The organism is Roseivirga seohaensis subsp. aquiponti, from assembly GCF_001267955.1.
GTDB classification, from domain to species: domain Bacteria; phylum Bacteroidota; class Bacteroidia; order Cytophagales; family Cyclobacteriaceae; genus Roseivirga; species Roseivirga seohaensis.
This window is the reverse complement of record NZ_JSVA01000006.1, coordinates 66,058-90,386: the sequence shown is the minus strand read 5'-3', so window position 1 is coordinate 90,386 and position 24,329 is coordinate 66,058. Positions and strand designations below refer to the sequence as shown.

Genomic DNA, 24,329 nt, shown 5'->3' with positions numbered 1-24,329 from the left:
AAAGGAAAATATAAAGAGATGAAAATAGATCAAATTTACACAGGATGTTTGGCTCAAGGAGCCTACTACATTGAAAGCAATGGAGAAGTGGCTATTATTGATCCGCTTCGTGAAACTCAGCCTTATATTGACAAGGCGGCAAAAAATGGAGCAAAAATTAAGTATATTTTCGAAACGCATTTCCATGCCGATTTCGTTTCTGGCCATTTAGATTTGGCCAATAAAACTGGGGCTACCATTATATATGGCCCAAATGCAACAACCAGTTTTGATATTCATGAGGCCAAAGACGGTGAGATTTTTGAATTGGGAAATGTGAAATTTAAAGTGCTACATACCCCAGGCCATACTCAAGAGAGCTCAAGTTATTTATTGATAGATGAGAATGGAAAAGAGGTAGCGCTATTTAGTGGCGATACTCTCTTTATTGGTGATGTGGGTAGACCCGATTTGGCGGTTAAATCTGATTTAACCCAAGAAGATTTAGCGAGCATGTTGTTCGATAGCCTTCGAAATAAAATCATGACTTTACCTGACGATGTAATTGTTTATCCAGCACACGGTGCAGGCTCGGCTTGTGGTAAAAACATGAGTAAAGAAACTTCTGATACATTGGGGAATCAAAAGAAAATGAACTACGCTCTTCGCGCGAACATGACACGTGAAGAATTTATTAAAGAAGTTACCACAGGTATTTTACCTCCACCGCAATATTTCCAGAAAAATGCAATGTTGAATAAGACAGGAGTTTCTGGATTAGACGAAATTCTTGAAAAAGGAAGTGTTCCTTTAGATGTTGATACTTTTGAAGCCATTGCTAACCATCAGGAAGCGTTAATTTTAGACACCAGAAATCAAGTTGATTTCAAAGATGGATTTATTCCAAATTCTATCTTCATTGGTATAGATGGAAGTTTTGCCCCTTGGGTGGGTGCTCTAATTACCGACTTAAAACAACCGATCATTTTCTTGGCTGATGAAGGCAGAGAAGAAGAAGTGGTAACTCGTTTATCAAGAGTAGGTTATGATAATACATTAGGTTATTTAAAAGGTGGAATCGAGGCTTGGAGAAAGGCAGGAAAAGAGATTGACACGATTGAATCTATTCCGGCTACTCAATTGGCAGAAGAATTTAAGTCTGGTAATTTGAATGTGCTTGATGTTAGAAAACCAACAGAGTATTCTGCTGAACATATTGATGGTGCTGAAAACGTAGCTCTTGATTACATTAATGAGAATATGGATAAAATCAGCAAAGACAAAACCTATCACATTCATTGTGCGGGAGGTTATCGCTCTATGATTTTCTCTTCAATCCTTAAGTCTAGAGGTTTTGATAAAGTGATTGATGTGGCAGGTGGTTTTAAAGCCATAAGCGAAACCGATTTACCAATCACAAATTTCGTTTGCCCTACAACGCTTAAATAACTAAATAAAGTTTAAAACAGCATTCTTCCGGCTACTTTTGATCTCTACTAGATCAAGGGTAGCTGGTTTTATTTTTTACTCACGTCAGATTTCTTATGAATAATATTATTGAGATTGTTAGCTCTCCTTGGCCATGGTGGATTGCAGGTCCGGCTATTGCATTATTAATGTTTGCATTAATTTATTTCGGAAACAGCTTTGGTTTTTCTGCAAACTTCAGAACCATCTGCTCCATGTTTGGCGCAGGCAAGTCATGCGATTTCTTCGATTTCGATTGGAAAAAACAAACCTGGAACTTGGTGTTTGCCATAGGAGCTATTTTGGGTGGATTCATTGCTAGTCAATACCTGTCTTCCGGTGATGCTATTGCGCTTTCAGAGAAAACCATAACTGAACTTCAAGGCTACGGATTAGAAAACCCTGGTGCCGACATTGTGCCAATGTCCATTTTTAGTTTCGAGTCACTGTTCACACTGAAAGGATTGATATTTATTGTTTTAGGTGGTTTCTGTGTTGGGTTCGGAACACGCTATGCGGGCGGCTGCACCTCAGGGCATGCCATTTCAGGTTTGAGCGATTTGCAGCCTGCTTCTTTAATCGCTGTCATTGGTTTCTTTATCGGTGGACTCACCATTACCTACTTTATTCTTCCTTTAATATTAACTGCTTAAATTACTGATAATGAAATACTTTAAATATTTAATATTAGGTACTGTATTCGGTATTGTACTTACCAAGGCAGAATTAATTTCATGGTTCAGAATTTATGAAATGTTTCGTTTTCAGTCGTTTCATATGTATGGGGTTATAGGCTCTGCTGTAGTTTTAGGAGTGATAATCACTCAAATTATCAAGCGAACCAAAATGAAAGATGCCAAGGGCGAACCTATTGTCATAGCACCAAAGAAACTCTCTATTTGGCGTTACTTACTTGGCGGAATCATCTTTGGTTTTGGTTGGGCGTTAACCGGAGCCTGCCCAGGCCCTATGTTTATTTTGGCTGGTAATGGTGTGTTTGTTATTTTCGTGGCCATCGCATCGGGGCTTTTGGGCACTTTTGTTTACGGAAAAATAAGACATAAACTACCACATTAGAAACTATGAAACGGACTCGTTCTTTATTTTTGATTTGCTTTTTTAACCTTCCATTTGTTACAGCTTTAGCCCAAGAAGGAGAAAGGGAACGTGGTTTTTGGTCTGGATCAGTTACCACCCGCTACATGCAAACTTCCAATAAAGGAAACTTAGAGGATTTCTCTATCCTAACATCTTATGGTAAAGTTGGCTATCATATTAAGCTGCGCGACTGGCTTAAATTTGGGGTTTCTGGAAATGGATTGATTCATTATGGTACAGACGGAATTGACAAAAGAGATCAAACAACAGGTTCAGGGCCGATTTATGAAGCCAACCTTTGGAACAGTAGGCTAATGTCTGGCTCAGCAGAATTTAGTTTACCTGAACTTTATCTCGATTTTAAGTTCGATAGTCATTTGATTAGAGTGGGTAGGTTTATCGAAGACTCACCAACCATAAATGGAGAGGGCTGGCCATTTCCAAATGCGCTAAAAGGACTTTGGTATAAGTATCAACCCTTGGTAGGTTTTAATGCCGAAGCCGCATTTATTGACAGAATTGCCTCTCGATTTTCAGGAGATTTCGAGAATATTGGTAATACCATAGGGGCTGGAGGCCTTGGTGTGGGAACAGACGGCAGCGGTAGTCAATACTGGACAGCTACTAATTCCAATTTTGTAGCCATCACAAAATTAGGCTACCGATTCTCGGGTGGTCTAGATTTAGCATTTTGGAATTATTACACCGACAATATTTCGAACACAATTTTTACAGAAGCTAAATTTGATGTAGGAGAGGATAAGAATTGGCATATTGCTGGTCAGTTTATTTACCAAACCAAAGTAGGAAATGGAGGGAATAATTCTGGCATTCTTCAGTACAAGCAAGATGAATCTGCGAGTGGTTTTGGGTTTATGGTAAAGAAGGACATTTCAAAAAGCGCTTTGTCTTTAGCCTTCACAAGAATTGGAGATGGAAGTCGACTACTTTTGCCTAGAGAATGGGGGAAAGAGCCCTTCTATACTTTCCAAAGAAGAACTAGGGTGGAAGGGATTAGTGATGTTACAGCAGTAGTTGTGAAATGGGAAAGTAGTTTAGAGCAAGAAAACTATAAGCTCAATATGTTTTCAAGTTTAGGCTACCATAGTTTACCAAATCCAACAGATGCTTCTACGAATAAATATCAAGTACCATCTACTGCTCATTTAGATGGTTCAATTAAGTATAGCCCTAAAAATAAGTTTCGTGGTTTTTCGGCAGAACTCTATGTGGCCGGACGATTTTTGGCCGGAGAAACGGTTTCAAATTCCGCTTATCTAATTAATCGTGCCGATTTCTTTCATTCTGACTTGATTTTGAGTTACATTTTCTAAAATTGGAAAATGAACCCTATTGAAGGAATAAAAGCGATTAGTCAAATACTGAAACTGATATTGTCGGTTTTAGTAGTTCTAATTGTTTTTGTTTTGATGCTTCAATTTAATCCAGAAGCATTTCGCTCAAAAAAAGTAGACCCCGCCAATTGGAAACCCCGCTCAGTACTTACTGATTTAGAAGGTGAAAGTCAGACTTCATTGATTAGGTTTGGTCACGAATTGATCACCAAAACCCCACAGTATATTGGGCCACTGTCAGCTGACGAAAAAAAGCGTTTGGCAGGCAATAATCTCACCTGTCAGAATTGTCATTTAGAGGCTGGCACCAAACCTGGTGCTGGGTCTTTTGTTGGAGTTTTTAACCGATTCCCACAGTTTAGAGGGAGGGAAAATAAAATAGGTACTCTTGAAGAGCGTATCAATGGCTGTATGCAACGTAGCATGAACGGTGATTCATTACCTGAAACCAGCTTAGAAATGAAAGCCATGATTGCTTATATCAAGTGGCTGAGTGAAGATGTGCCCGAAGAAAAAGTGGATATCTATAAAGGCTTTGTTAAGGTCGAATTACCGAACGTAAAGGCTGATTTGTTAACTGGGAAAACTATTTATGAAAAAAATTGTGTAAGCTGTCATGGTGCCGATGGTCAAGGGGTAAGACTTAATGAAAACAGCCTTTATCAATACCCACCACTTTGGGGCAATGATACCTTTAATGATGGCGCTGGAATGCACAGAGTAATTACCGCAGCAGAATTTATAAAGGGTAACATGCCATATTTACAAGCCACTTGGGATAACCCTGTTTTATCCGATGAAGAGGCTTATCATGTAGCGGCATATATCAACAGTTTCGACCGACCAGAAAAGGCGAATAAAGAGCTCGATTTCCCTGATAAGAAACTTAAACCTGTTTCCACACCTTATGGTCCATGGACAGACGCTTTTTCCGCTGAGCAGCATAAATATGGCCCATTTCAACCCATAATGGAATATTACGAAAAAGAGTTTGGCATGAAGAAATCGAAATAGTAAGAAGGATTCTTTAGTCTACAATGGTGTTAGGTTTTGTGTATAGTGGAAATCTGTATAGCTTTAGGAAACAACCTTAAACCATGAAGAAATTTCTGACACTTGCCTTTCTGGCCTTTGCCATTTCATCCGCACACGCTCAAGCCAATAGTACTCACATTCTTTCTATGAAAGACAGGGCCGAAACTATTGATCGGTTACTGGAAGATAAAATTCAGAATTACCTCCCAAGCATCATGAGAAGAGAAGGGGTAGATATGTGGGTAGTGATGTCTCGTGAATACAATGAAGATCCCGTAATCAAGACTTTATTGCCAGCAACTTGGCTAGCGGCTAGAAGAAGAACAATTCTAATCATGTTCGATCGTGGGGAAAAGGAAGGAATTGAATCGATTGCCGTAGCCCGTTACGATGTAGGCTCAAGCTTTAAAAGTGCTTGGAACCCTGAAGAACAACCTGACCAATGGGCACGAGTAGCTGAAATTATTCGTGAAAGAAACCCAAAGAAAATTGCTGTCAATAAATCTAAGTATTTTGGAATTACAGACGGGGTAGTAGCCACCGATTTAGAAGAGTTTACTGCTGCTTTAGATAAGAAAGATCAAGCAAAAATCATCTCGGCAGAAAAAGTAGCTATTGGTTGGTTAGAAACCCGGACAGAAGCAGAAATGGCAATTTATCCGCATATCGTTCGAATTTCACACATGATTATCCAAGAAGCCTTCTCCGACAAAGTGATTACCCCCGGAGTAACAACTACTGAAGATGTAGTGTGGTGGATGCGCGATAAAGTGGTAGAACTTGGTCTTCAAACATGGTTTCACCCCACAGTTGATGTACAAAGGGCCGATCCAGAAAACTTTGATCATTTACGCACTTTTTCTAAACGACCAGAAAAGAATGTTATACTTCCGGGCGACCTTTTGCATTGCGATTTCGGAATTACTTACTTAAGACTCAACACTGACCAGCAGCAACATGCCTATGTTTTACGCCCAGGTGAAACAGAAGTACCTCTATATTTACAAACAGCATTTAAAAATGGAAATCGTCTTCAAGATATTTTCACCAATAATTTTAAAGAAGGAAGAACGGGCAACGAAGTACTAAAAATGTCTCGCGAACAAGCCATTGCTGAAGGTATAAAACCTTCAATTTATACCCATCCAATTGGGTATCATGGTCACGCATCAGGCACTACCTTGGGTATGTGGGATTCGCAAGGAGGCGTACCAGTTACAGGCGATTACCCTTTGCATCTTAATACTGCCTATTCAATTGAATTGAATGCTGCAACATATATTCAAGAATGGAAAAAAGAAATTCGAATAATGTTGGAAGAAGAGGCCTTTTTCGATAAATCGGGTGTTTGGTACATTGATGGTCGTCAGAATGAAATAATGACCATTCCAAGGTTGCCAGCAAGATCTAAATAAGTCTTAAGTTGATTAGATTCAGCAGATGAAAAAGCAGAAAAAGGGTTTCTATAACTACTTTACTAAAAACCTGATTAAGGGCTTTTTATATTTGGCTGTTCTGGTTCTCGCCATTATACTTTTTAAGAGTTATTTTCAAGAACAGCATGACGCCATCGAGCATTGGGTTTCAGATGATTATGGACTTATGCTCGTTATTTTCCTTATCTCCGAAATTTTCGTGGGCATATTGCCTCCAGAACTTTTTATGATATGGTCCATTGATGACCCAATTATGGTTTATACGGGAATTGTAGCTACAATGACGGTTATTTCACTCTTTGCCGGTTGGGTTAATTATTGGGTTGGGAAAAAGATCAGTACCAAGAAGTTCTTTCACCGCATTTTTAAAAGACGACTACGCAAATTTCAGAGGCGCTATGAACAGTATGGGGGAGGATTTATTATAGTTGCCGCTTTAACTCCACTTCCATTTTCACTCATCAGCTTGTTTACGGGTTCAATGTCGTACCCAGCTAAAAAGTATTTCATTTACTCCTCATTCAGAATTTTAAGGTTTGTGGTATATGGAATTATAGTATGGCAATTGGATGGTTATATTTAACCTAGAAGCTTAATAAGCTAAAATTAAGTCTAGAATGATGGGCAGGTGATCGCTATAACCCCCAATGTACTTTGGGCCTTGATAGGTTCTAAATGGCCTTCTTGCTCCAGTAGCGCCTTCCATAATTAAGAAGTCCATATCAAATATTTGAGCCGTTCGATCACGAACGCGGGTTCTAGATTGTTTCAACAGTAAATTGCCAGAAACCACAAACTGATCCAGTATTCCCCATTTGTTTTCAAAACTATGAGTGCCAGCCACAAACCTTAGTTCGTACATTAAATTATAAAGGTCTGTAGGCTTAAGCGCATTAATGTCAGTATTAACGCTTAGTCCATTCAGCATACTTTCCTCTTCAGGTTCGTCATTAAAGTCACCCGTAATTACAATATGAGCATTAGGGTTTAATTTAAGCAAAGAGTCTGCCTTTGCTCTAACAAACTGAGCTGCAAACATACGTTTAGGTTGTGTTTCAAATTCACCTCCAAATTTTGATGGCCAATGATTTACAAAGAAATGCAGGGTATCTTTATTAGGTAGCTCCATTACTGTATGTAAAATATCGCGAGTACGACTTGCAGTGTCAAAGGGAAAATTGAGTTGGTAATATTCGTAATTCAACAATTTGAGCTTATCGGGTCTGTAAATAGCAGCCACATCAATTCCTCTTGCGTCTCTAGAGTCTATATGTATAATTTCATATCCTAGCGATTTAAGCTGCGTAAACTGTGTCAAGGACTCTAATACATACCTATTTTCAACTTCGCAAAAACCAATTAATTCAGGGGCGTCCCATCCGCCCATCGCCAAAATGGTTTTGGCTAACTTATTCTGTTTTTCAGTATAGCGTGCTTTGGTCCAATAATGATCTCCTCGAGGTAAAAACTGTTCGTCTATCGTTAAACTATCATCAAAGTAATCGAAAAGGTTTTCTACATTGTAGAAGGCAAGTCTGACCCTATCTTCATTTCTTGGACTTGGATCAAAGGATTCGCTGGCCAAATACGCTTTTTGACCATAAACATGGACAGAGATCAATAAGAAGTAACCGCATAATACAGCGTTTATTTTTTGACCATAATACCTAAAACACGATTGGTTAATCATAACTTTGTCAATCAGTGAACCAAATTAGTTAAAAGATAAATCATAATGGGCATGGAAATAGGTAAAAATCACACATTAAAAGTAGCTCGTGAAGTAGATTTTGGTCTATACTTAACTAATGGCGAAGAAGATATTCTTTTGCCAATGAAATATGTGCCTTCCGATACCAGTATTGGAGATGAAATTGAAGTCTTTGTTTATGTTGATTCACTTGGCCGACCTGTAGCGGTTACTGCTCAACCCTTAGCTAAAGTAGGTGATATTGCAAGTTTAGAAGTAAAACAAGTCACCAGTGTTGGCGCATTTATGGACATAGGTTTAGAAAAGGACTTAATGGTTCCTTTTAAAGAACAAGGTCAAAAAATGGAAGTGGGTAGAAAGTACGTTGTTAAGGTGTTACTAGATTTTAAAACTAATCGAATGATTGGAACCTCTAAGATCGGTCCTTTTCTTAGCCAGCATCATGATGAACTGCAAGAAGGAGAGGAGGTTAACATTTTAATTTGGCAAGAAACAACTTTGGGTTATAAGGTAATCATCAACAAAACCTTTCAAGGCTTGATTTTCCATAACGAAATCTTTGACCATGTTGAGCTTGGTGATGAGCGGACTGCCTTTGTAAAGGCCATTAGAGAAGATGGTAAAATAGATATTTCGCTACAAAAGCAAGGTTATGAAGCCGTAAAGGACATGAGCCAGCTGGTGTTGGATAAAATTAAAGCTACTGGTAGCTTGGCATTAGGAGATAAAAGTAACCCAGAAGAAATTAAGTATAAGCTGGGTATGAGTAAAAAGAACTTCAAGAATATTTTAGGAGGCTTGTATAAAGCTGGTCAAATAGAAATTTTTGATCACGAGGTGCGTTTAAAAGCGGAAGGTTAGCCTGAGGAGAGACTAACCTTCACATAAACTACCTATAAAACTAAAACTAACTTAAACTTAGTTTAATTAAACTAACACACTCCATTCGAAAACAGAGGGCTTAAAGCTTGTTAGTACCTATCATTGCTAGATTGATAGGCACCATTAAATTAGGTAATTTTCCCGAATTGTAAAATATTATTTTATAATAAATAGAATAACGGATTTTTTAGGTGGTAATACCGCGTTTTACAGCTGTTATTAGGAAAATCCATTTATCGCTACTTAATATCAATTTCGTTGGCTATGCCCATTGCAGTAAAACGAATCGATAATTTTCTAGGGTTTTCCGAAGGTTGATCGCACTTAGGAGAAGGATCAATATAGTACCAATAATAAGTTTGACTTCGTTCGTAAAGTTCTTCAGCATCGGGCTTACCCAATACTTCTATTATTGATTTATGATATAAGGCCAATAGGTTCGGTTTGATTTTTATTAAGTCCTGTACCATTTCAGACCTCTGATTCAAACAGCCGTTTTGATCTCCAATCCATTTTGCAGAATCGAAATCACCAACTTCTGTTTTTTTTGTACAAGCTGTGATAAGTAATGAGAATGAGAGAATAATTACAACCAGTTTTGATGACTTCATTTCAATTGGGCTTTGGCTGGCAAAGGTACTTTGCGCACCAGCATCAACCAAATTTGAAACATGATAAGAATAGCGGCAGCTACTGTAATCATTATGGGATCGGGATTAAGGCCAAAAAATGCATAGAACGTTGTGAGTGCTAAAAAAATCAACCTTAACGATTCCATGGCGAAACCCCAATTACGGTTTTCAAATAAAGCACCAAAGCTTACTACCGAGTAAATAATAACTCCCGCAAAAATTAGCTTATCTGAGGTGCCCATTTTATCTAAATTGAAAAGGAACATGGCTGTTCCAGCCAGTAAAATGATGTACTGCACCAATACATAAACGTTTAGTTTGGCAGCAGTATGGGTGTCAAATTTTCTATACTTAATTAAATCAACTTCTTCTGGTGCTCTATATCCACCCATGTAATCTGGTAACCAGCCTGGCTTTTCAAAAACATATCTGAACTTATCACTCCACTTTGGAATAGTTTTGACATCACTCCACATGTCGGAATAATGCGCAATATTTGCCCAAATTGGGTTCCAACTGTTGAGGTTTTTTGTGATACCATAAACAGGTCTTTCTTCTTCAGCTTTAAATGTGCCGAATAGTTTATCCCAAACTATAAATGTTCCAGCATGGTTCTTATCAATGTATTTTGGGTTTCTGGCATGATGAACCCTATGATGTGATGGCGTATTAAAAATTGCCTCAAACCAGCGAGGAAGTTTGTTGATCGACTCGGTATGTATCCAGAATTGATATAGCAAATTGAACCCTGAAACCGAAACTAAAAGAATAGGGTGAACACCTACAATAGCCATGGGTATATAGAAGGCAAAGGTCCAAACAGTTTGGGTTGAACTCTGCCGCAAGGCAACAGAAAGGTTATATTCTTCACTTTGATGATGCACGCTGTGGCCACCCCAAAACAAATTTACTTGATGACTCATTCTGTGAGCCCAGTAATAGAAAAAGTCGTAAGCTATAAATGCCATTATCCAAACAAGAGCTGTGTTTTGCAATTCTATTATTCTAAATTTCTCAAATATTAAAGTATAAACTCCTATGCTCAATACTTTGAGAAAAGCTCCTGTTACTTGTGAGGTTACACCACAATTAATATTTGTTATGGCATCATTAAGGCGGTATGATTTTACTGCTTGAACGCGATGTACAATGAGTTCAATTCCTATCAAAAGAAAATAAACGGGTATAGCAATAACGGTCGGGTCAATTATCATACTGTAACGATCAGTTTCCTAATGTATAACCTTCGGTAATAAGTTTCAAGCGTTTTTAAACATAAGTCCTATTGTGGTAATTAAGCAATCATTACGCAAAATTGAGTGTGATTTTGTGCTTAAATATGCTTATGTTTAGTTTAATTTATAATGCTAGTCAATGATCGACACTTTTTATGAAAGTCATTTTTAACCAAATCTTTAACAACCCAGTAATAGGCATTGCTCTCATAAATAGTGAAGGTAAGATAATTAAAGCAAATAAGACTTTCTCTAGTTTACTAGGTTACGCTAACGAAGAGTTGGTAGAGATGAATTTCGCGCAGATTACTCACCCTGAAGATATAAAGTACAACAAAGAGTTACTTAATAGTTTGATTCGTGGGGAAATTGATCAATATAAAACTAGTAAAAGATATATTACAAAATCAGGAAAAGTGCTTTGGGCAGAGCTTAGCGTATTTATGGGAGAAAAGATGGATGGTCAGAAGACTGTTATTTCTTTTGTAAAAGATGTTTCTGAAGCCAAGTTGCTTCAAGATGAAATAAAAGATCAGCAGACGAAAATTCAGGGCATTTTTGACAATACGTTTCAGTTCATTGGGTTGATGAAGACCGATGGAACGCTCATTGAAGTAAACAAAGCCATTACTCGATTTTCCGGCAAAACCAGAGATGAGCTTATTGGGAAAAAAATATGGGAAATTTCTGATTTATATCAAGAAGAGGAAGATAGAACAAACCTTATTTCATCGGTTCAAAAGGCTGCAAAAGGCGAGTTTATAAGGTTTGATGCTCATGTGATTGGTGCTAATGTTAGAGAGACAGTTGATTTTTCGATACGCCCAATCCTTAATGAAAAAGGGGAAGTAACTTTACTTATTCCAGAAGGCAGATTAATAACTGATCGTTATCAACTTCAGCATAAACTCAAAAGCAAAACCCGCCTTCTTGAAACAACCGAACAACTTTCGAAAGTAGGAAGTTGGGAATGGTTTGTATCTACTGATGATTTATATTGGTCAAAAGGCACCTATGATTTATTTGAAAGAGAATATAACCCTGATAAAATTCTCACTGTACAGAACTATATTGACTACATTCATGCAGATGATTTAAAAAGAATTCAAAAAGCCATTGAAAAAACCGTAACCAATGGAGTAGACTTCAATGTTGAGCATAAAATCAAAATAGGAGAGAAGGTAAAACATATTCACGTAAAAGGAGAGTGTGTATTTGATAAATCGGGTAATGTAATTGTTGTTAGAGGGGCAGTAAAAGACCACACATTAGACATCCAGATTCAAGAATCTATGATGTTATATAATGAGCTTCTAGAAAAGAAAAATGATGAACTAAAGCAATTTGCCTACGTTGCCTCACACGATCTACAAGAACCTTTAAGAACCATTACCAGCTTCATTCAATTGCTCAGAATGGAAATTGGTGAAGTTGACGAGAACTGTGAAAAATACTTAGAAATTATTGAAAAAGGGGCTGGACGCATGAAAGGCCTTATATCAGATCTACTTTCTTTTTCAAGACTAGAAAACAACGATTTGATAATTGAAATGACGGATCTCGATGCCATGTTTCGTGAATTAGAGCAGGACCTCGCTACGAGTATCAATGAATCCAAAGTCAATATTACTACAAAAAACAAACTACCAACTCTACAATGTGACTCAAGAAGAATCAACATTCTTTTTCAGAACTTAATTTCAAATGCCATCAAGTTTAAAAAAACGAATTCTACTCCGGAAATTCGCATAGATTGGAAGCTGAATGAAGGAGTATATTTATTTGAAATATCTGATAACGGAATTGGAATAGACCCTGAGTACCATGAGTCAATTTTTGAGCCTTTCAGAAGACTACATTCAAGGGTTCAATATGAAGGTAATGGAATTGGTTTGGCGCTATGTAAAAGAGTCGTTAACCAACATAATGGCCAAATCTGGATTGATTCTGAAAAAGGAGTGGGCACAACTTTTTATTTTACTATACCAAAAGCATAGAAAATTGCCGACAGACATAAATCTATTAGGCCAAACTACGAACTTAAAATAATGTACTATGGACATTTTACTCATTGAGGATAATGAAAATGATGTATTTCTTTTCAATGAATACCTCCGATTGATAGGGCTTTCTGATTCCAATGTGACTGCACTTTCTACTTCATTAGAAGTTAGAGAATTGTTAAAGAACGAAACATTTGATTTGGCCTTTCTAGACTTAACACTACCCGACACCACCGGTATTCAGAGCTTTGAGTCACTTATGAGTTGTTCACCAAAATTTCCAATTATTGTTCTTACTGGCCTTGAAGATCAAGAAACAGCTAAAGAGATTATTAAGAGTGGTGCCCAAGATTATTTAGTCAAAGGAGTTTATCAACCAAAAGACCTAATGAAATCTATTGAATACTCTATTGAACGACATCAATGGTACATGGATAGGTATAAAATGGAGCGGAATTACGTTAATGCCATTATTAAAGGGGCGGAAACAGAAAGAACAAGGATTGCCAGAGATTTGCATGATGGAGTGGTTCAGACTTTAACAATAAGCTTGCTGACCTTAGATTTACTGATTAAGAAAAGCCAAAATGTAAATGAAGAGTACAGTGCTCTTATGGATAAAACTAGGAAGCATTTAAAGAATTCCGTAGACGAGGTTCGAAATATAGCTCATTCACTTGTACCTAATGCTTTTCAGAATATCGGAATGAAGCTAGCATTGAATGAATTGATGGAAGATATTCGTTCACTGGCCAGCATAAAAGTTGACTTTGAATATCAGATTGATTCTGACCAAATATCGGATGATAAATACATGACTATCTATAGGGTTATGCAGGAAGTATTCAATAACATGATTAAGCATGCACAGGCCACGCACTGTCTCGTTTCTATGACTCAACAAGAGAACATTGTCAACATTCTAATTAAAGATAATGGCTGTGGGTTCGATCTGTCAACTATTAAAAAAACTAAATCAACATTTGGGATTAATAATATTGACAGCAGAATAAAGCTGCTGAATGGTACATGCATTCTTAAGTCGAAAAAGGGAGAAGGTACTTCCTATGAGATCAGCTTTCCAATGTGTTAAAGACCAATAGTGTTGATAATGCAATTACTCGTTTGTTGATCAATTGTGCTTACTAGTATTTTATGTAATTTCGAAACCTAACCAATCCTTCAAATGACCATAGAAATCACTAATGCACTGAAAGAACTCACAGGCGAGCTAAACGACAAAAGCTTCAACGCTTCAAATTATTTAGGAAGTATTGGTTCTGAAGAAGTAGTAAATGCAATGATTGCTTTGCTCAACGATCCTAACCCTGAAACACGCTTTATGGCTGCCAGAACCTTAGGCTTGGTGGAAAATAATTCAGCGGCTTTATCCCCACTTTTCGAAGCATTTGATAAGAAAGAAAACAAAGAAATTCTCGGTGATCTTTTAATGTCTCTTGAAGGATTTGATGTAAGCAATAATTACGTAGACCTTTTTAAACTCTATCTTTTTGGAAGCTTTAAAGTGTCAAAAATAGCCGAAGACTTACTTGATCATAAAGAATTTAATATCACACCTCGTGTGTTAAAAAAAGCGCAGAAGCATTGGGCACATTATTCTAATAATGTAAAACAAGACGAAGCTTTTGCCCTTCAAAAAATCGAAGTCGAACAAAGGCTAAATGATTTGAAGAGTTTTTTAGAGAATCTCGAAAGCGAGAATTAATTGTGATTTAACCAGTCAGCTATTTTCTTTCGTTTTTAACCGAGTAATTCTTTACATTCAGCGCTAGATATTTTTTTCAATTTGCCCATAGGCCAAACTAGATACGCTTTATGAGATTTAATCCCAAATATTCGATTGCTACAATCGTTTTATCACTCTTTTTTGCAGGATGCACTCCAAAATCAAATACCATTGAATTATTCAACGGTGAAAATTTAGATGGTTGGGTGAATCACGGTGAAGAAAAATGGTATGTAGAAGATGGACTGCTGGTTTGCGAAAGTGGCCCTGCTGCCCAATACGGTTATCTTTCTACGGAAGACTTTTATGATGATTTTGAATTGACACTTGATTTTAAACAAGAAGCCAACGGCAATAGCGGAGTGTTTATCCGATCGACTGTTGAAGGTACTAAAGTGAGCGGATGGCAAGTAGAAGTAGCTCCTCCTGGTGATAATACGGGTGGTATTTACGAATCTTATGGGCGTGGTTGGTTAATTCAACCTGATCCGGAAAAAGACAAAGTATTAAAAATGGGAGAGTGGAATACCATGAAAATTAGAGTGGAAGGGCCTGAAGTTACCACTTGGCTAAATGGCACTCAAATGGTACACTTAGTAGATGAAAAAATTGGTGCTGGAAAGGGCGCAGTAGCACTTCAGATTCACGATGGCGGAGGAATTAAAGTAAGCTGGAAGAACATAAAATTAACCCCGATAGTGGCAGAATAAACTTCTTGGCATTGTTTCCTCGAAAACTAATCAAAACCATAATTTCAAATTCAACAACCTTAAATATGAAAAAACTCTTTCTACTTACATTTTTAGCAGCCACTGTTTCGGCTTGTAGTACTAATTCTCAAACTGAAGACGATGGCTGGATTCACCTATTTGACGGCACCACCACAGAGGGTTGGAGGGCATATAATGGAGATAAACTTCCTGCGCAATGGGTTATCGAAGATGGCGCACTAACCTTCGATACCGAAAAGCGATTAGAATCTGACCACCAAGGAGGAAAAGATATTATTTATGCTGCAGAAGAGTTTGACAACTTTGAATTGTATTTAGAATGGAAAATTCCAGAAGGTGGAAACAGTGGTGTTTTCTATCATTTGAAAGAAGGCATTGAAGGAGGCCCAGCAGCTGTAGCTCCTGAATACCAATTGCTAGATGACCTTAAATGGGAGGAAATCAATAATGCCAAACTCCAAGAATGGCAAAAGACAGGTGCAGATTACGCCATGCACTTACCTGATACTACTCAAAAAATTGTAAAGCCAGCAGGAGAGTGGAACACAACAAGAATTATTTTCACCCCAGAGCGAGTAGAGCATTGGTTGAATGGGAAAATGATTGTGTCTTTTGTGCCATGGTCAGAAGATTGGTATGCACGCAAGGCTGCTGGAAAATGGAAAGATTACCCAAAATACGGTTCGTTCAAAACAGGCTATATCGGTTTACAAGACCACGACAGTCCGCTTTGGTTTAAGAACATCAAAATCAGAAAACTATAATTAATTTCTTTATTGACTCATTCTTTCATTTATCCATTAATTAATTACCTCATTAATTCATTATTATGAACAAAAGAGACTTTTTAAAAAGCGCTGCCATAATTACCTCAGCTTCTATGTTGCCCTCATCTCTTTGGGCTTTAGCTAAGAACGATAAACTTAGAACTGCCCATATTGGAGTAGGAGGAATGGGTATGGAAGACTTGAAAGCCATCGCATCGCACCCCGCGGTAGAAGTTACTGCCCTTTGCGATGTAGACGCTAAAAATCTGGCTGCTGCGCTTAAAATGCATCCCAAGGCTAAAACCTATACTGATTATCGTCAAATGTTGAAAGAGATCGGAAGTGACATTGATGCAGTTGTGGTTTCTACACCAGACCACACACACGCACCTGCTTCAATGATGGCCATGGAAATGAATAAGCCTGTGTATTGTCAAAAACCATTGACCCACCACGTTACTGAGGCCAGGGCCATGCGTAAAATGGCAGAAGAGAAGAACTTAGTTACCCAAATGGGTATTCAAGTGCATTCATTTTATGATTACAAATTAGGAACAGCCTTAATACAATCAGGTATAATCGGTAAAGTAAAAGCTGTGCACGCTTGGTCTCCAAAGAACTGGGGTTTTGATGGTCCAGCACCTGAAGGAAGCGACCCTGTGCCTGATACTTTAGATTGGAACCTTTGGTTAGGAACAGCCCCTGAAAGACCATACAAAGAAGGAGTTTATCATCCAGGGAACTGGAGAAAAATTATGGATTATGGCTGTGGAACTTTAGGAGATATGGGCGTACATATTTTCGATACTCCTTACAATGCCTTGGCCTTAGATATTCCAAAAACTATTCGCACTAAATGCCGAAAACCAACAGGTTTTGGTTTTCCAGAAAACAATATTGTTACTTACGAATTTCCAGGGACAGAGTATACCACCAAGAAATTTAAATGGGTTTGGTACGATGGCCCGGGAGCGCCTAAAAACCATAAAGACTTGAAGTTGCCAAATGGCGACCAACTTCCTGACCAAGGAGCTATGTTTGTTGGTGAGAAAGGGAGACTGTTATTACCGCACTTTATGCAATTACCTAAGCACATTGTGAAAGGTGAATATGTGGATATAGATTTGGAGCCTTTCTCAAATGTAGGTAGTCCTACGGAAGACTATGGTGCAGAGAGTAAAAAGCATTATCACCAGTTTGTAGACGCCTGTATGGGAAAAGATCAAGTCAGTGCACCATTTTCATACGCTGCTCGACTGACAGAAACCATACTATTAGGTGTTATCGCTGGTCGATTCCCAAACAAAAAACTACACTGGAACAGCCAAACTGCCCGTTTTAAAGAAGAAGAGGCCAATGCCTTTTTAGATGGTGAGTATCGAAAATTCTAATGGACTTCGGTTCATTTCCTAAGAACTTATTTTATCACTTAGAGTCCCAGTCGAATCAACGGCTGGGACTTTTTTGTTGTGCTAAACTGTATACATTATAGCCAACCGTATTATCCGTGCCATGCATATCTTCTTCGTGCTTCGCAAACCAATCAGGAGCTGCAAGCTCATTATCATAAATAAAAGCAACAATCGCCTTAATTTGCTCATCAGTTACTGGCGGCTTAGGCATTAATCCAAACCGTCTTATAGGTCCCTTCATCAATGCAGATTCTTCTTTCGGATTCATAACGAATGCAGCCATGCGTTCCACAAAACCGTCACGACCTTCAGTAGCATTTAAGTAATGCTGTTTTACACCAACGAGGGGCGGAGCGAGCATTTCATCATGCGAACCACTTTTTGGGTTATGACAGGCATAACAAACTGTTGTAAGCAAGTTAGCGGCATCAATATTCGCCATAACCTCTGTGGGTTGATCGGTCGAGTTTTGAGTCTCTTCTGTGCTAACATTGCTTTTACTATTACAGCCCAATGCTGATAACATAACTGTAAATAATAGGCCTAAGGCCAAAAATATGTTTTTCTGTTTCATGTAATTTAATGTCTCATCAAGTTGAAAAAAATCTGCTAACGCAGCCCGAAGTAAATAGACACATTTCTAATTTAAAAGTGAGTAACATTTGTTACCAAATAGCCGGGATGACAAGACTAGCCACCACGCTGAGCTTTCCATTCTTCAAAATTCAGCTCCAAAACCTAAGTAGAAAAGTGCTTGCTATGCATAGGGCTTGATTATCAAGTAACCCTCCCTATACACAACAAAACCCTTGAGGCTAGCCCCAAGGGTTCAACATAAATTATTTAAAAACCGTCAACCTATTTTGGGACGGAACACAATAAGAATTTGATTGGCTTACTTATAAATATCATTGATAATACCGGCCAATCGAACACCGGCTTGGGCAATTTTAGACATTGGATAACTCACCATCATTATCGGGTCGCACCTACGGAGCTTGACGCAGTGATTAATTCACTGCTACCAACAGGCCATCCCTATGGGATTATAGGTTTTGGTAAAGGTGATCAGTACCAGCTTTTATGGGGTGCAGATTGATATGAAAAAGGAGTCCAGGGCTTTTTTGACTATCAATTCCCAAGTTGAGCCCAAAGCCCTATCTATTTCATACATTTATAACGTAAACATCAATAAAACACCCTTTAGCCCTCCAGAGGGGTCATACATTTGTAAAGAATAACATAATGCAGAACCCGACCCTAGGAGGGTCGCACCTTCCACCAAACCAACAGAGATATGCAAGCCGAAAGCCCCATCGGGGCGAACTATTTGTAGAAATGTATAAAATGAAAATTAAGCTCCGTAGGAGCGACCCGTATTCTTCTCACCGTAAGATGCTTATCTACTTATAAATATCATTGATGATACCTGCCAAACGAACACCGGCTTGGGCGATTCTAAGTTCTAGGATATCGAAATACTTATAAGAGTACTCGTAACTCAACCTTCCGTTTTCAGGAATATCATAAATCTTATCACGGTAGCTCATAGACTCCATCGCCCAATCGCGAACCGTAGCTGCCTGCCATTCTTTAACCTGCTCTTTGGTAGGGTGATTTACCACATCCGCAAATTCAGTATAGCTGTATTGTTTTCCTTCAATCATACGGCTGTCCCAAACGCTATGTAAGTTGGTGCTGCTGCCAAACCATTCCACTTTAGTGTCATTTCCGCCTCTATCTTCTCCATTGCCTACGTGCATCGGTTGGTGAATATCGCCCACAAGGTGCACGAGGAATTTAAGGTTTGTGGCTTCTTGCTCAGGAGTAAGCCCACCTGCTTTCAACTCTCTAATTATTTTTTCTATGGCCCAAACCACATCACCACCTTCCTGAGTAGGAGCAGTCTCGTAAGTCATTCCATCAGGAATGGTGCAGTAATGCCAAGGGTTGGCATAGCTATAAGAACGGTCTGATTTAATATCGTCCATCCAAGTACTAACTACGGCCAGGGTTTCATTGCCTAAAACTCGTTTTACATGCTTCTGCGCCTTTTTTGTTAGCATGCCATCAGCAATATGACCTACGGCACGGTGACCAATTTGCCCCCAAAAAACGGTTTCGTCTTTAAGCGTATGGCTGCTGAAAATAAATAGTGTGGCTAGTAATAATATCTTCTTCATAAAATCGAAATGCTTTCAAGTGCAAGATTATAAAAATTCAATCGCTTCTACATTATTGAATCATCATGACTAGATCAATAAAGTTTGAAATAATCGAATTATCTAATAGATTCAGTAAAAATTACTTTTATGAAAGCACTGTTCACTTCCCTATGTATTGCTCTTCTTTTTTTGGGTGGAATTCGACCTTCTAAGGCACAGCAACTGAAAATCGATTACCGTGCCTATCAGTCGCCTGTAAAAGATCAAGGCTACCGAGGTACTTGCACTGCTTTTGCGGTGGCCGCAGCTTTAGAAATTTTACCGGGTGCTCCAAAAGATATCAGTGAAAAGTACATTTACGGCATCCGTAAAATGGTGGAATGGAACATGGGGGAGGGCAAAATTACGGCTGGCGATTTTGTAGCCAATTACGCCATTGGTTTGGCGCAATATGGACTGATCAACGAATATGAATTGCCTTACAGCCCCATTTATACAGAATGGTCCGACTTTGATTCTAACCTAAGGAAAGTGATTTTGGAAGGCGATATTGGGCCGGTTTCTTTAATGGCGCAGTATGTTCCGAAGGCCAAAGTTTTTGTAGCCGAAAATCAATCGAAGGTTTTTAGCGTGGAAGAACGAAGGAATGTTGATCTGATTCGTCAACTGCTGTTGCAAGGCCATAAAGCTATAGTCGTGGGTTATACGGTATATGCTCCGCAATGGAAGGACAATTCTGGAAAGCCAGAAGATAGGCTAAGGCTCGAGGGTTCAGGCTTTGCCATTAAGGGCATTACCTCCAATATCACCATGGGCGCAGCTAAGTTGCTGTATGGCGAAGAGCTACTGCCGAAAATATACAAAGGCGAACTGAAAGTAGTCCGCACCGACCCAAATCCAAAAGCTTATGGCGGACACGAAGTAGTAATTGTAGGCTTTGATAGCGATGGCTTTATCCTAAAAAACTCTTGGGGAACCGACTGGGGCGATGGTGGCTACTTCTATATCAGCAATGAGTTTCACCAGCTTTTCGTCAACGAAATGGCCGTTTTTTATGGGGTGAGTGGGAGGTAGGTTTTCGCCTCTAGAGAAAGTTGCGGAGGTAACGAGATGATCCTTTTGAATTGCATACGAAATCAGAAGCCCAAGCTTTTTAACATTTCATCTATATACAAAGTCGGCAATGCTAGCGGCTTCAACTCACCATTCGTCTGCTAGGCTGGAAGCAATATTAGGGCTGCCCATTTCTAAATAATAAATACCTAAGATCAAAAAACAAATGTCAAAGCTTTCCACTTCCACACACTAAGCAATAAACATAAACCTTTCATTCACAGGTCTGACGAGTTTGCTTCAGCTTAAACTTATTTCCTCTTCAACACATCCAAACCCCAACACTTCAATACATCTAGACACATTCCAATACACCCATTCCACAGTTCACTACAGTATCAATATTAATTAGTTGTACATAAGTGAAAGATATATTTCTTTTATATTTGTGTAAGTAATTAAATCGTAGCGATACACATGAAAGGAACATACCTCGGAGAATTTGAAGAACTGGTGCTACTTACCGTAGGCGCCCTTTATCCAGAAGCCTATGGGGTAGGTATTATGGATGAGATTGCCAAAGAGACAGGTCGATCGGTAAATATCAGTGCTATTCATTCTGCCTTAAGGCGGTTAGATGAAAAAGGTTTTGTTAAATCTGAAATGGGCGGCTCTACCAATGAAAGGGGAGGCCGCAGAAAGCGCATTTTCGAACTCACTGCCTTTGGTAAAAAGGCTTTGGACGAAGTGCAAGAGCAGCGCATGAGCTTGTACAACCGCATTCCCAACATTTCATTCAGCAGTTAATGAAAGAACAACAATCCATAAGGCCACCACGCTGGGTGTTTCGCTTCCTTACTTTCTTCTGCAAAGAGGAATTTCTGGAAGAAATCAGTGGCGACTTAGAAGAAATCTATCATGTCAACTATCGAGCGCATGGAAAACGAAGTGCCAATTGGCGCTATGCCTGGAATGTGCTGCGCTTTTTTAAATGGTCCAATATCAAGAAAACAACAAGGTTCAACTCAAATATTGTAACAATGACACGCAACAACTTTAAAATTGCCGCAAGGGTACTTTGGCGGCAGAAGGTAAATACCCTATTAAATGTAACCGGAATCTCCATTGGCATCGCCTGCTTTTTGCTCATTTCACTTTATGTAAAGCAGGAAGTAAGCTTTGATAAATTTCATGAAAAAGGAGATAGAATCTACCGTACCTGGACATTAGAAGATTACGGTGGTGACCAACAGTTTTTTTACACCAACTCGCCACTTCCTTTAGAAAAGGCGCTGGAAGATCATATTCCAGACATAGAAATGGCGGTACAATATAACCGCAATAACTTTTTGGTGGGTGAAGAAAACGCAAGAATTAATGAGACGATTGCTATAGCCAGTCCAGAATTCTTCGAGATGTTTTCATTTCCTATTGTAAATGGAAATCAGAAAAACCCATTGGCAGATAGAACTTCCATCGTAATTAGCGAGGCTTATGCGACCAAGTATTTTGGCAACAAAACGCCCATCGGTGAACCGATTTCGGTACTCATGAATGGAGAAAACCGAATTTTCAATGTGTCGGCTATTATAAAAGACTTGCCTAAGAATACGGGCTTTAGTTTTGACATGATGATTTCGAATGCAAATGATGAGCTACTGTATGAAAAACGGGCTTTACAAGCTTGGTTTCATGTTTCGCCAGAGACATTTGTGCTAGTCAAAGAGAATTCTACACTGAAAGCGGTTGAAGAAAAACTTCCTGCAATGATAAAAACGGTGTTGGGTGATAGGATGGAAGAGGGTGAATATACTTTGGGCTTGCAACCCCTCACCGACATCCACTTAAACCCTGATTTCCCTTTGGGTAATATGCCGGTTGGCAATCCTAAATATGTATATGTGCTTGGAGCCATTGGCTTGTTGGTGTTACTTATTGCTTGCATTAACTACACCACGCTTTCTATGGGGCAGTCTATGAAACGCGCCAAAGAAGTTGGGGTAAGAAAAGTAGTAGGCGCACAGAAATCGGGCTTGGTTTGGCAGTATTTATCGGAAAGCGTTTTAATTAGTTTTATTGCCACGGTCATTGGTTTGGTAGTGGCCTATTTGCTCTTGCCGCTTTTCAACAATTTGGCTAACACAAATTTGGTAATGCCCTTCGATTTCGAGTCGCTTTGGGTGTATTTGGTAATGGCTTTGGGTATCGGTTTGGCTACAGGAGCTTATCCTGCATTGGTGCTTTCCAGCCTTAAATTAACCAATGTACTGAGGGGTGGTCAATCTAGCATGGGCGGAAAAAACGTTTTGCGTAAATCACTTTTAGTTTTTCAGCTATTGCTCACGGTATTTCTGATTTCGAGTACCTTGATTATGAAAAAGCAGCTCAATTATATTCAGAACGAAGATTTGGGTTTTAATCGTGAGGCCATGGTGTCGGTGGTTTTATATCCAGATCCCGAAGGGCAGGGTTTGGGTGATAATTTCACATCGGGTTTTAAGAATGGTCAGTTATTGAAAACTAAGTTGGAGGCCAACCCTGATGTATCGGATGTAGCCATGGGTAGCCATATTTTTGGTTCGAATGGATGGATGAAAGTGGGCTTTAACGATAACAATGATGCTTTTAAGCAATTCAACTTATTGGTGGTTGACCCTTATTATATCTCCAGTTTTGACATTCAAATGAAGGAAGGTAGAGACTTTGACCCTGCTCTGGATTTAGACAAGCGAGAGTCGATTATTCTCAACCAAGCAGCAGTTGATTATTTCGGTTTAACAGACCCCATTGGAAAGAAAATACCAGGAGAAGGATTCGGTAATCACTCCATAATTGGCGTTACCGAAGATTTCAATTTTGAGTCGCTGCATAGTGCAGTGAGACCTTTAGTGATTACGCAAAATGACCAACTCATATTCTCTGGCATCAACGATATCAGTATCAACGATTCACCCACCCCAAAATTGGTGTTCAAGCACAATGGAACAAGTCTTTTGGAAGTGAAATCTATTTTAGATCAGGCTTGGGCTTCCACTTTCCCTAACGAAGAATTGAGGTTCGATTTTATAGATGAGAAGTTACGCCTGATGTATCAGGATGAAGCAAGGGTAAATAAAATTGTCGGTATTGCTACGGTATTAAGTATACTGATTGCCAGTATTGGGCTATTGGGCCTTACTATTCTGATTGTGAATACGAAAGTAAAAGAGATTGGAATCCGGAAAATCTTGGGTGCTTCCCCCGTCAAAATATTTGCTATGCTGTTCAGTGATTTCTCTTGGCAGTTGATGATCGCTATAGTATTGTCGGTGCCGCTTACCTGGTATTTAATGAGCAATTGGCTTAAAGACTTTGCTTACCAAATCAATATAGGAGTGGATATGTTTTTACTAAGCGGGATTTTGGCTTTTGCCTTAACCACATTGGTAATTAGTTATCATGCCATTAGAGCAGCCAAATCGAACCCGGTAAAGGCTTTGAGAACGGAATAATCAAGACAGATATTTATATCATCACAATGGACTTCCTGGAAAGAGAAGTCCATTATTTTTTACATGAAGAAAGGTTGAATTGATTGATTTCCGTTGTTCACATTGAAAATGTCCTATTGATAGCGAGAAC

General features: G+C 38.8%; 22 protein-coding genes. 17 read left to right on the top strand and 5 right to left on the bottom strand.

The features are described 5' to 3' along the window. Positions 1-18 precede the first annotated feature (18 nt). The 7 genes from OB69_RS05200 to OB69_RS05170 all read left to right on the top strand — a co-directional run bounded on the left by OB69_RS05200 (position 19) and on the right by OB69_RS05170 (position 6,953). Positions 19-1,428 carry an MBL fold metallo-hydrolase gene (locus OB69_RS05200; RefSeq protein WP_053222645.1) on the top strand — a complete coding sequence of 470 codons (1,410 nt, stop codon included), beginning with the start codon at positions 19-21 and terminating at the stop codon, positions 1,426-1,428. A gap of 95 nt (positions 1,429-1,523) precedes the next feature. Further along, complete coding sequence (locus tag OB69_RS05195) at positions 1,524-2,099, top strand: YeeE/YedE family protein (protein WP_053222644.1); 576 nt, start codon at positions 1,524-1,526, stop codon at positions 2,097-2,099. 10 nt (positions 2,100-2,109) lie between these two features. After that, the gene (locus OB69_RS05190; protein WP_053222643.1) at positions 2,110-2,523 is read left to right on the top strand and encodes a YeeE/YedE family protein; all 414 of its coding nucleotides are present in this window, start codon (positions 2,110-2,112) and stop codon (positions 2,521-2,523) included. Between the two features lie 5 nt (positions 2,524-2,528). Beyond that, positions 2,529-3,878: a hypothetical protein gene (locus tag OB69_RS05185; RefSeq protein ID WP_053222642.1), complete on the top strand. Its 1,350-nt coding sequence runs from the start codon at positions 2,529-2,531 to the stop codon at positions 3,876-3,878. A 9-nt stretch (positions 3,879-3,887) separates the two neighbouring features. Next, positions 3,888-4,913, top strand: a complete 1,026-nt coding sequence (locus tag OB69_RS05180; protein ID WP_053222641.1) for a c-type cytochrome — start codon at positions 3,888-3,890, stop codon at positions 4,911-4,913. Between the two features lie 83 nt (positions 4,914-4,996). Beyond that, positions 4,997-6,349: a M24 family metallopeptidase gene (locus tag OB69_RS05175; RefSeq protein WP_053222640.1), complete on the top strand. Its 1,353-nt coding sequence runs from the start codon at positions 4,997-4,999 to the stop codon at positions 6,347-6,349. 25 nt (positions 6,350-6,374) lie between these two features. Next, on the top strand, positions 6,375-6,953 hold the full coding sequence (locus OB69_RS05170; protein WP_053222639.1) for a YqaA family protein: 579 nt from the start codon (positions 6,375-6,377) through the stop codon (positions 6,951-6,953). A 9-nt stretch (positions 6,954-6,962) separates the two neighbouring features. Here OB69_RS05170 and OB69_RS05165 read toward each other — a convergent pair whose 3' ends face one another. After that, positions 6,963-8,060 carry an endonuclease/exonuclease/phosphatase family protein gene (locus OB69_RS05165; RefSeq protein WP_053222638.1) on the bottom strand — a complete coding sequence of 366 codons (1,098 nt, stop codon included), beginning with the start codon at positions 8,058-8,060 and terminating at the stop codon, positions 6,963-6,965. Positions 8,061-8,111: 51 nt separating this feature from the next. On the opposite strand from OB69_RS05165, the gene OB69_RS05160 reads away from it, so the two are divergent. Continuing rightward, positions 8,112-8,942 carry a CvfB family protein gene (locus tag OB69_RS05160; RefSeq protein ID WP_053222720.1) on the top strand — a complete coding sequence of 277 codons (831 nt, stop codon included), beginning with the start codon at positions 8,112-8,114 and terminating at the stop codon, positions 8,940-8,942. A 260-nt stretch (positions 8,943-9,202) separates the two neighbouring features. On the opposite strand, the gene OB69_RS05155 is transcribed toward OB69_RS05160, so the two are convergent. Beyond that, positions 9,203-9,574, bottom strand: coding sequence for a hypothetical protein (locus tag OB69_RS05155; protein ID WP_053222637.1), 372 nt, complete (start codon positions 9,572-9,574; stop codon positions 9,203-9,205). Next, positions 9,571-10,809, bottom strand: a complete 1,239-nt coding sequence (locus OB69_RS05150) for a sterol desaturase family protein (protein ID WP_053222636.1) — start codon at positions 10,807-10,809, stop codon at positions 9,571-9,573. Before OB69_RS05150 ends, OB69_RS05155 begins: the two co-directional genes overlap by 4 nt. A gap of 176 nt (positions 10,810-10,985) precedes the next feature. Between OB69_RS05150 and OB69_RS05145 the strand changes: the two genes are divergently transcribed. The 6 genes from OB69_RS05145 (at position 10,986) to OB69_RS05120 (ending at position 17,469) form a co-directional block, all read left to right on the top strand. Beyond that, the gene (locus OB69_RS05145) at positions 10,986-12,827 is read left to right on the top strand and encodes a PAS domain-containing sensor histidine kinase (RefSeq protein ID WP_053222635.1); all 1,842 of its coding nucleotides are present in this window, start codon (positions 10,986-10,988) and stop codon (positions 12,825-12,827) included. A 58-nt stretch (positions 12,828-12,885) separates the two neighbouring features. Further along, positions 12,886-13,926 (top strand): hybrid sensor histidine kinase/response regulator, encoded by a 1,041-nt coding sequence (locus tag OB69_RS05140; RefSeq protein ID WP_053222634.1) that lies wholly within the window; start codon positions 12,886-12,888, stop codon positions 13,924-13,926. Between the two features lie 93 nt (positions 13,927-14,019). After that, the gene (locus OB69_RS05135) at positions 14,020-14,559 is read left to right on the top strand and encodes a HEAT repeat domain-containing protein (protein WP_053222633.1); all 540 of its coding nucleotides are present in this window, start codon (positions 14,020-14,022) and stop codon (positions 14,557-14,559) included. A 110-nt stretch (positions 14,560-14,669) separates the two neighbouring features. Then, on the top strand, positions 14,670-15,290 hold the full coding sequence (locus OB69_RS05130; protein WP_053222632.1) for a 3-keto-disaccharide hydrolase: 621 nt from the start codon (positions 14,670-14,672) through the stop codon (positions 15,288-15,290). Between the two features lie 65 nt (positions 15,291-15,355). After that, positions 15,356-16,075, top strand: coding sequence for a 3-keto-disaccharide hydrolase (locus tag OB69_RS05125; protein ID WP_053222631.1), 720 nt, complete (start codon positions 15,356-15,358; stop codon positions 16,073-16,075). A gap of 65 nt (positions 16,076-16,140) precedes the next feature. Beyond that, positions 16,141-17,469 carry a Gfo/Idh/MocA family protein gene (locus OB69_RS05120; protein ID WP_053222630.1) on the top strand — a complete coding sequence of 443 codons (1,329 nt, stop codon included), beginning with the start codon at positions 16,141-16,143 and terminating at the stop codon, positions 17,467-17,469. Between the two features lie 55 nt (positions 17,470-17,524). Here the strand turns inward: OB69_RS05120 and OB69_RS05115 are convergent, their stop codons facing one another. Continuing rightward, entirely contained in the window at positions 17,525-18,064 is a 540-nt protein-coding gene (locus OB69_RS05115) for a c-type cytochrome (protein WP_053222629.1), read from the bottom strand. Positions 18,065-18,893: 829 nt separating this feature from the next. After that, entirely contained in the window at positions 18,894-19,673 is a 780-nt protein-coding gene (locus OB69_RS05100) for a S1/P1 nuclease (RefSeq protein WP_053222626.1), read from the bottom strand. Between the two features lie 129 nt (positions 19,674-19,802). Here OB69_RS05100 and OB69_RS05095 point away from each other — a divergent pair, with 129 nt between their 5' ends. The 3 genes from OB69_RS05095 to OB69_RS05085 all read left to right on the top strand — a co-directional run bounded on the left by OB69_RS05095 (position 19,803) and on the right by OB69_RS05085 (position 24,199). Then, positions 19,803-20,729: a C1 family peptidase gene (locus OB69_RS05095; protein ID WP_053222625.1), complete on the top strand. Its 927-nt coding sequence runs from the start codon at positions 19,803-19,805 to the stop codon at positions 20,727-20,729. Between the two features lie 456 nt (positions 20,730-21,185). Next, positions 21,186-21,515, top strand: coding sequence for a PadR family transcriptional regulator (locus OB69_RS05090; RefSeq protein ID WP_053222624.1), 330 nt, complete (start codon positions 21,186-21,188; stop codon positions 21,513-21,515). Next, on the top strand, positions 21,515-24,199 hold the full coding sequence (locus OB69_RS05085) for an ABC transporter permease (protein ID WP_053222623.1): 2,685 nt from the start codon (positions 21,515-21,517) through the stop codon (positions 24,197-24,199). Before OB69_RS05090 ends, OB69_RS05085 begins: the two co-directional genes overlap by 1 nt. Positions 24,200-24,329: the final 130 nt, after the last annotated feature.

Excerpts from the sequence above, each read along its gene's own strand:
- OB69_RS05195 (WP_053222644.1), top strand. The coding sequence starts at position 1,524 with ATGAATAATATTATTGAGATTGTTAGCTCTCCTTGGCCATGGTGGATT.
- OB69_RS05120 (WP_053222630.1), top strand. The coding sequence starts at position 16,141 with ATGAACAAAAGAGACTTTTTAAAAAGCGCTGCCATAATTACCTCAGCT.
- OB69_RS05140 (WP_053222634.1), top strand. The coding sequence starts at position 12,886 with ATGGACATTTTACTCATTGAGGATAATGAAAATGATGTATTTCTTTTC.
- OB69_RS05100 (WP_053222626.1), bottom strand. The coding sequence starts at position 19,673 with ATGAAGAAGATATTATTACTAGCCACACTATTTATTTTCAGCAGCCAT.
- OB69_RS05130 (WP_053222632.1), top strand. The coding sequence starts at position 14,670 with ATGAGATTTAATCCCAAATATTCGATTGCTACAATCGTTTTATCACTC.
- OB69_RS05190 (WP_053222643.1), top strand. The coding sequence starts at position 2,110 with ATGAAATACTTTAAATATTTAATATTAGGTACTGTATTCGGTATTGTA.
- OB69_RS05135 (WP_053222633.1), top strand. The coding sequence starts at position 14,020 with ATGACCATAGAAATCACTAATGCACTGAAAGAACTCACAGGCGAGCTA.
- OB69_RS05095 (WP_053222625.1), top strand. The coding sequence starts at position 19,803 with ATGAAAGCACTGTTCACTTCCCTATGTATTGCTCTTCTTTTTTTGGGT.
- OB69_RS05150 (WP_053222636.1), bottom strand. The coding sequence starts at position 10,809 with ATGATAATTGACCCGACCGTTATTGCTATACCCGTTTATTTTCTTTTG.
- OB69_RS05115 (WP_053222629.1), bottom strand. The coding sequence starts at position 18,064 with ATGAAACAGAAAAACATATTTTTGGCCTTAGGCCTATTATTTACAGTT.
- OB69_RS05145 (WP_053222635.1), top strand. The coding sequence starts at position 10,986 with ATGAAAGTCATTTTTAACCAAATCTTTAACAACCCAGTAATAGGCATT.
- OB69_RS05125 (WP_053222631.1), top strand. The coding sequence starts at position 15,356 with ATGAAAAAACTCTTTCTACTTACATTTTTAGCAGCCACTGTTTCGGCT.
- OB69_RS05185 (WP_053222642.1), top strand. The coding sequence starts at position 2,529 with ATGAAACGGACTCGTTCTTTATTTTTGATTTGCTTTTTTAACCTTCCA.
- OB69_RS05085 (WP_053222623.1), top strand. The coding sequence starts at position 21,515 with ATGAAAGAACAACAATCCATAAGGCCACCACGCTGGGTGTTTCGCTTC.
- OB69_RS05180 (WP_053222641.1), top strand. The coding sequence starts at position 3,888 with ATGAACCCTATTGAAGGAATAAAAGCGATTAGTCAAATACTGAAACTG.
- OB69_RS05155 (WP_053222637.1), bottom strand. The coding sequence starts at position 9,574 with ATGAAGTCATCAAAACTGGTTGTAATTATTCTCTCATTCTCATTACTT.
- OB69_RS05170 (WP_053222639.1), top strand. The coding sequence starts at position 6,375 with ATGAAAAAGCAGAAAAAGGGTTTCTATAACTACTTTACTAAAAACCTG.
- OB69_RS05090 (WP_053222624.1), top strand. The coding sequence starts at position 21,186 with ATGAAAGGAACATACCTCGGAGAATTTGAAGAACTGGTGCTACTTACC.
- OB69_RS05160 (WP_053222720.1), top strand. The coding sequence starts at position 8,112 with ATGGAAATAGGTAAAAATCACACATTAAAAGTAGCTCGTGAAGTAGAT.
- OB69_RS05200 (WP_053222645.1), top strand. The coding sequence starts at position 19 with ATGAAAATAGATCAAATTTACACAGGATGTTTGGCTCAAGGAGCCTAC.
- OB69_RS05175 (WP_053222640.1), top strand. The coding sequence starts at position 4,997 with ATGAAGAAATTTCTGACACTTGCCTTTCTGGCCTTTGCCATTTCATCC.
- OB69_RS05165 (WP_053222638.1), bottom strand. The coding sequence starts at position 8,060 with ATGATTAACCAATCGTGTTTTAGGTATTATGGTCAAAAAATAAACGCT.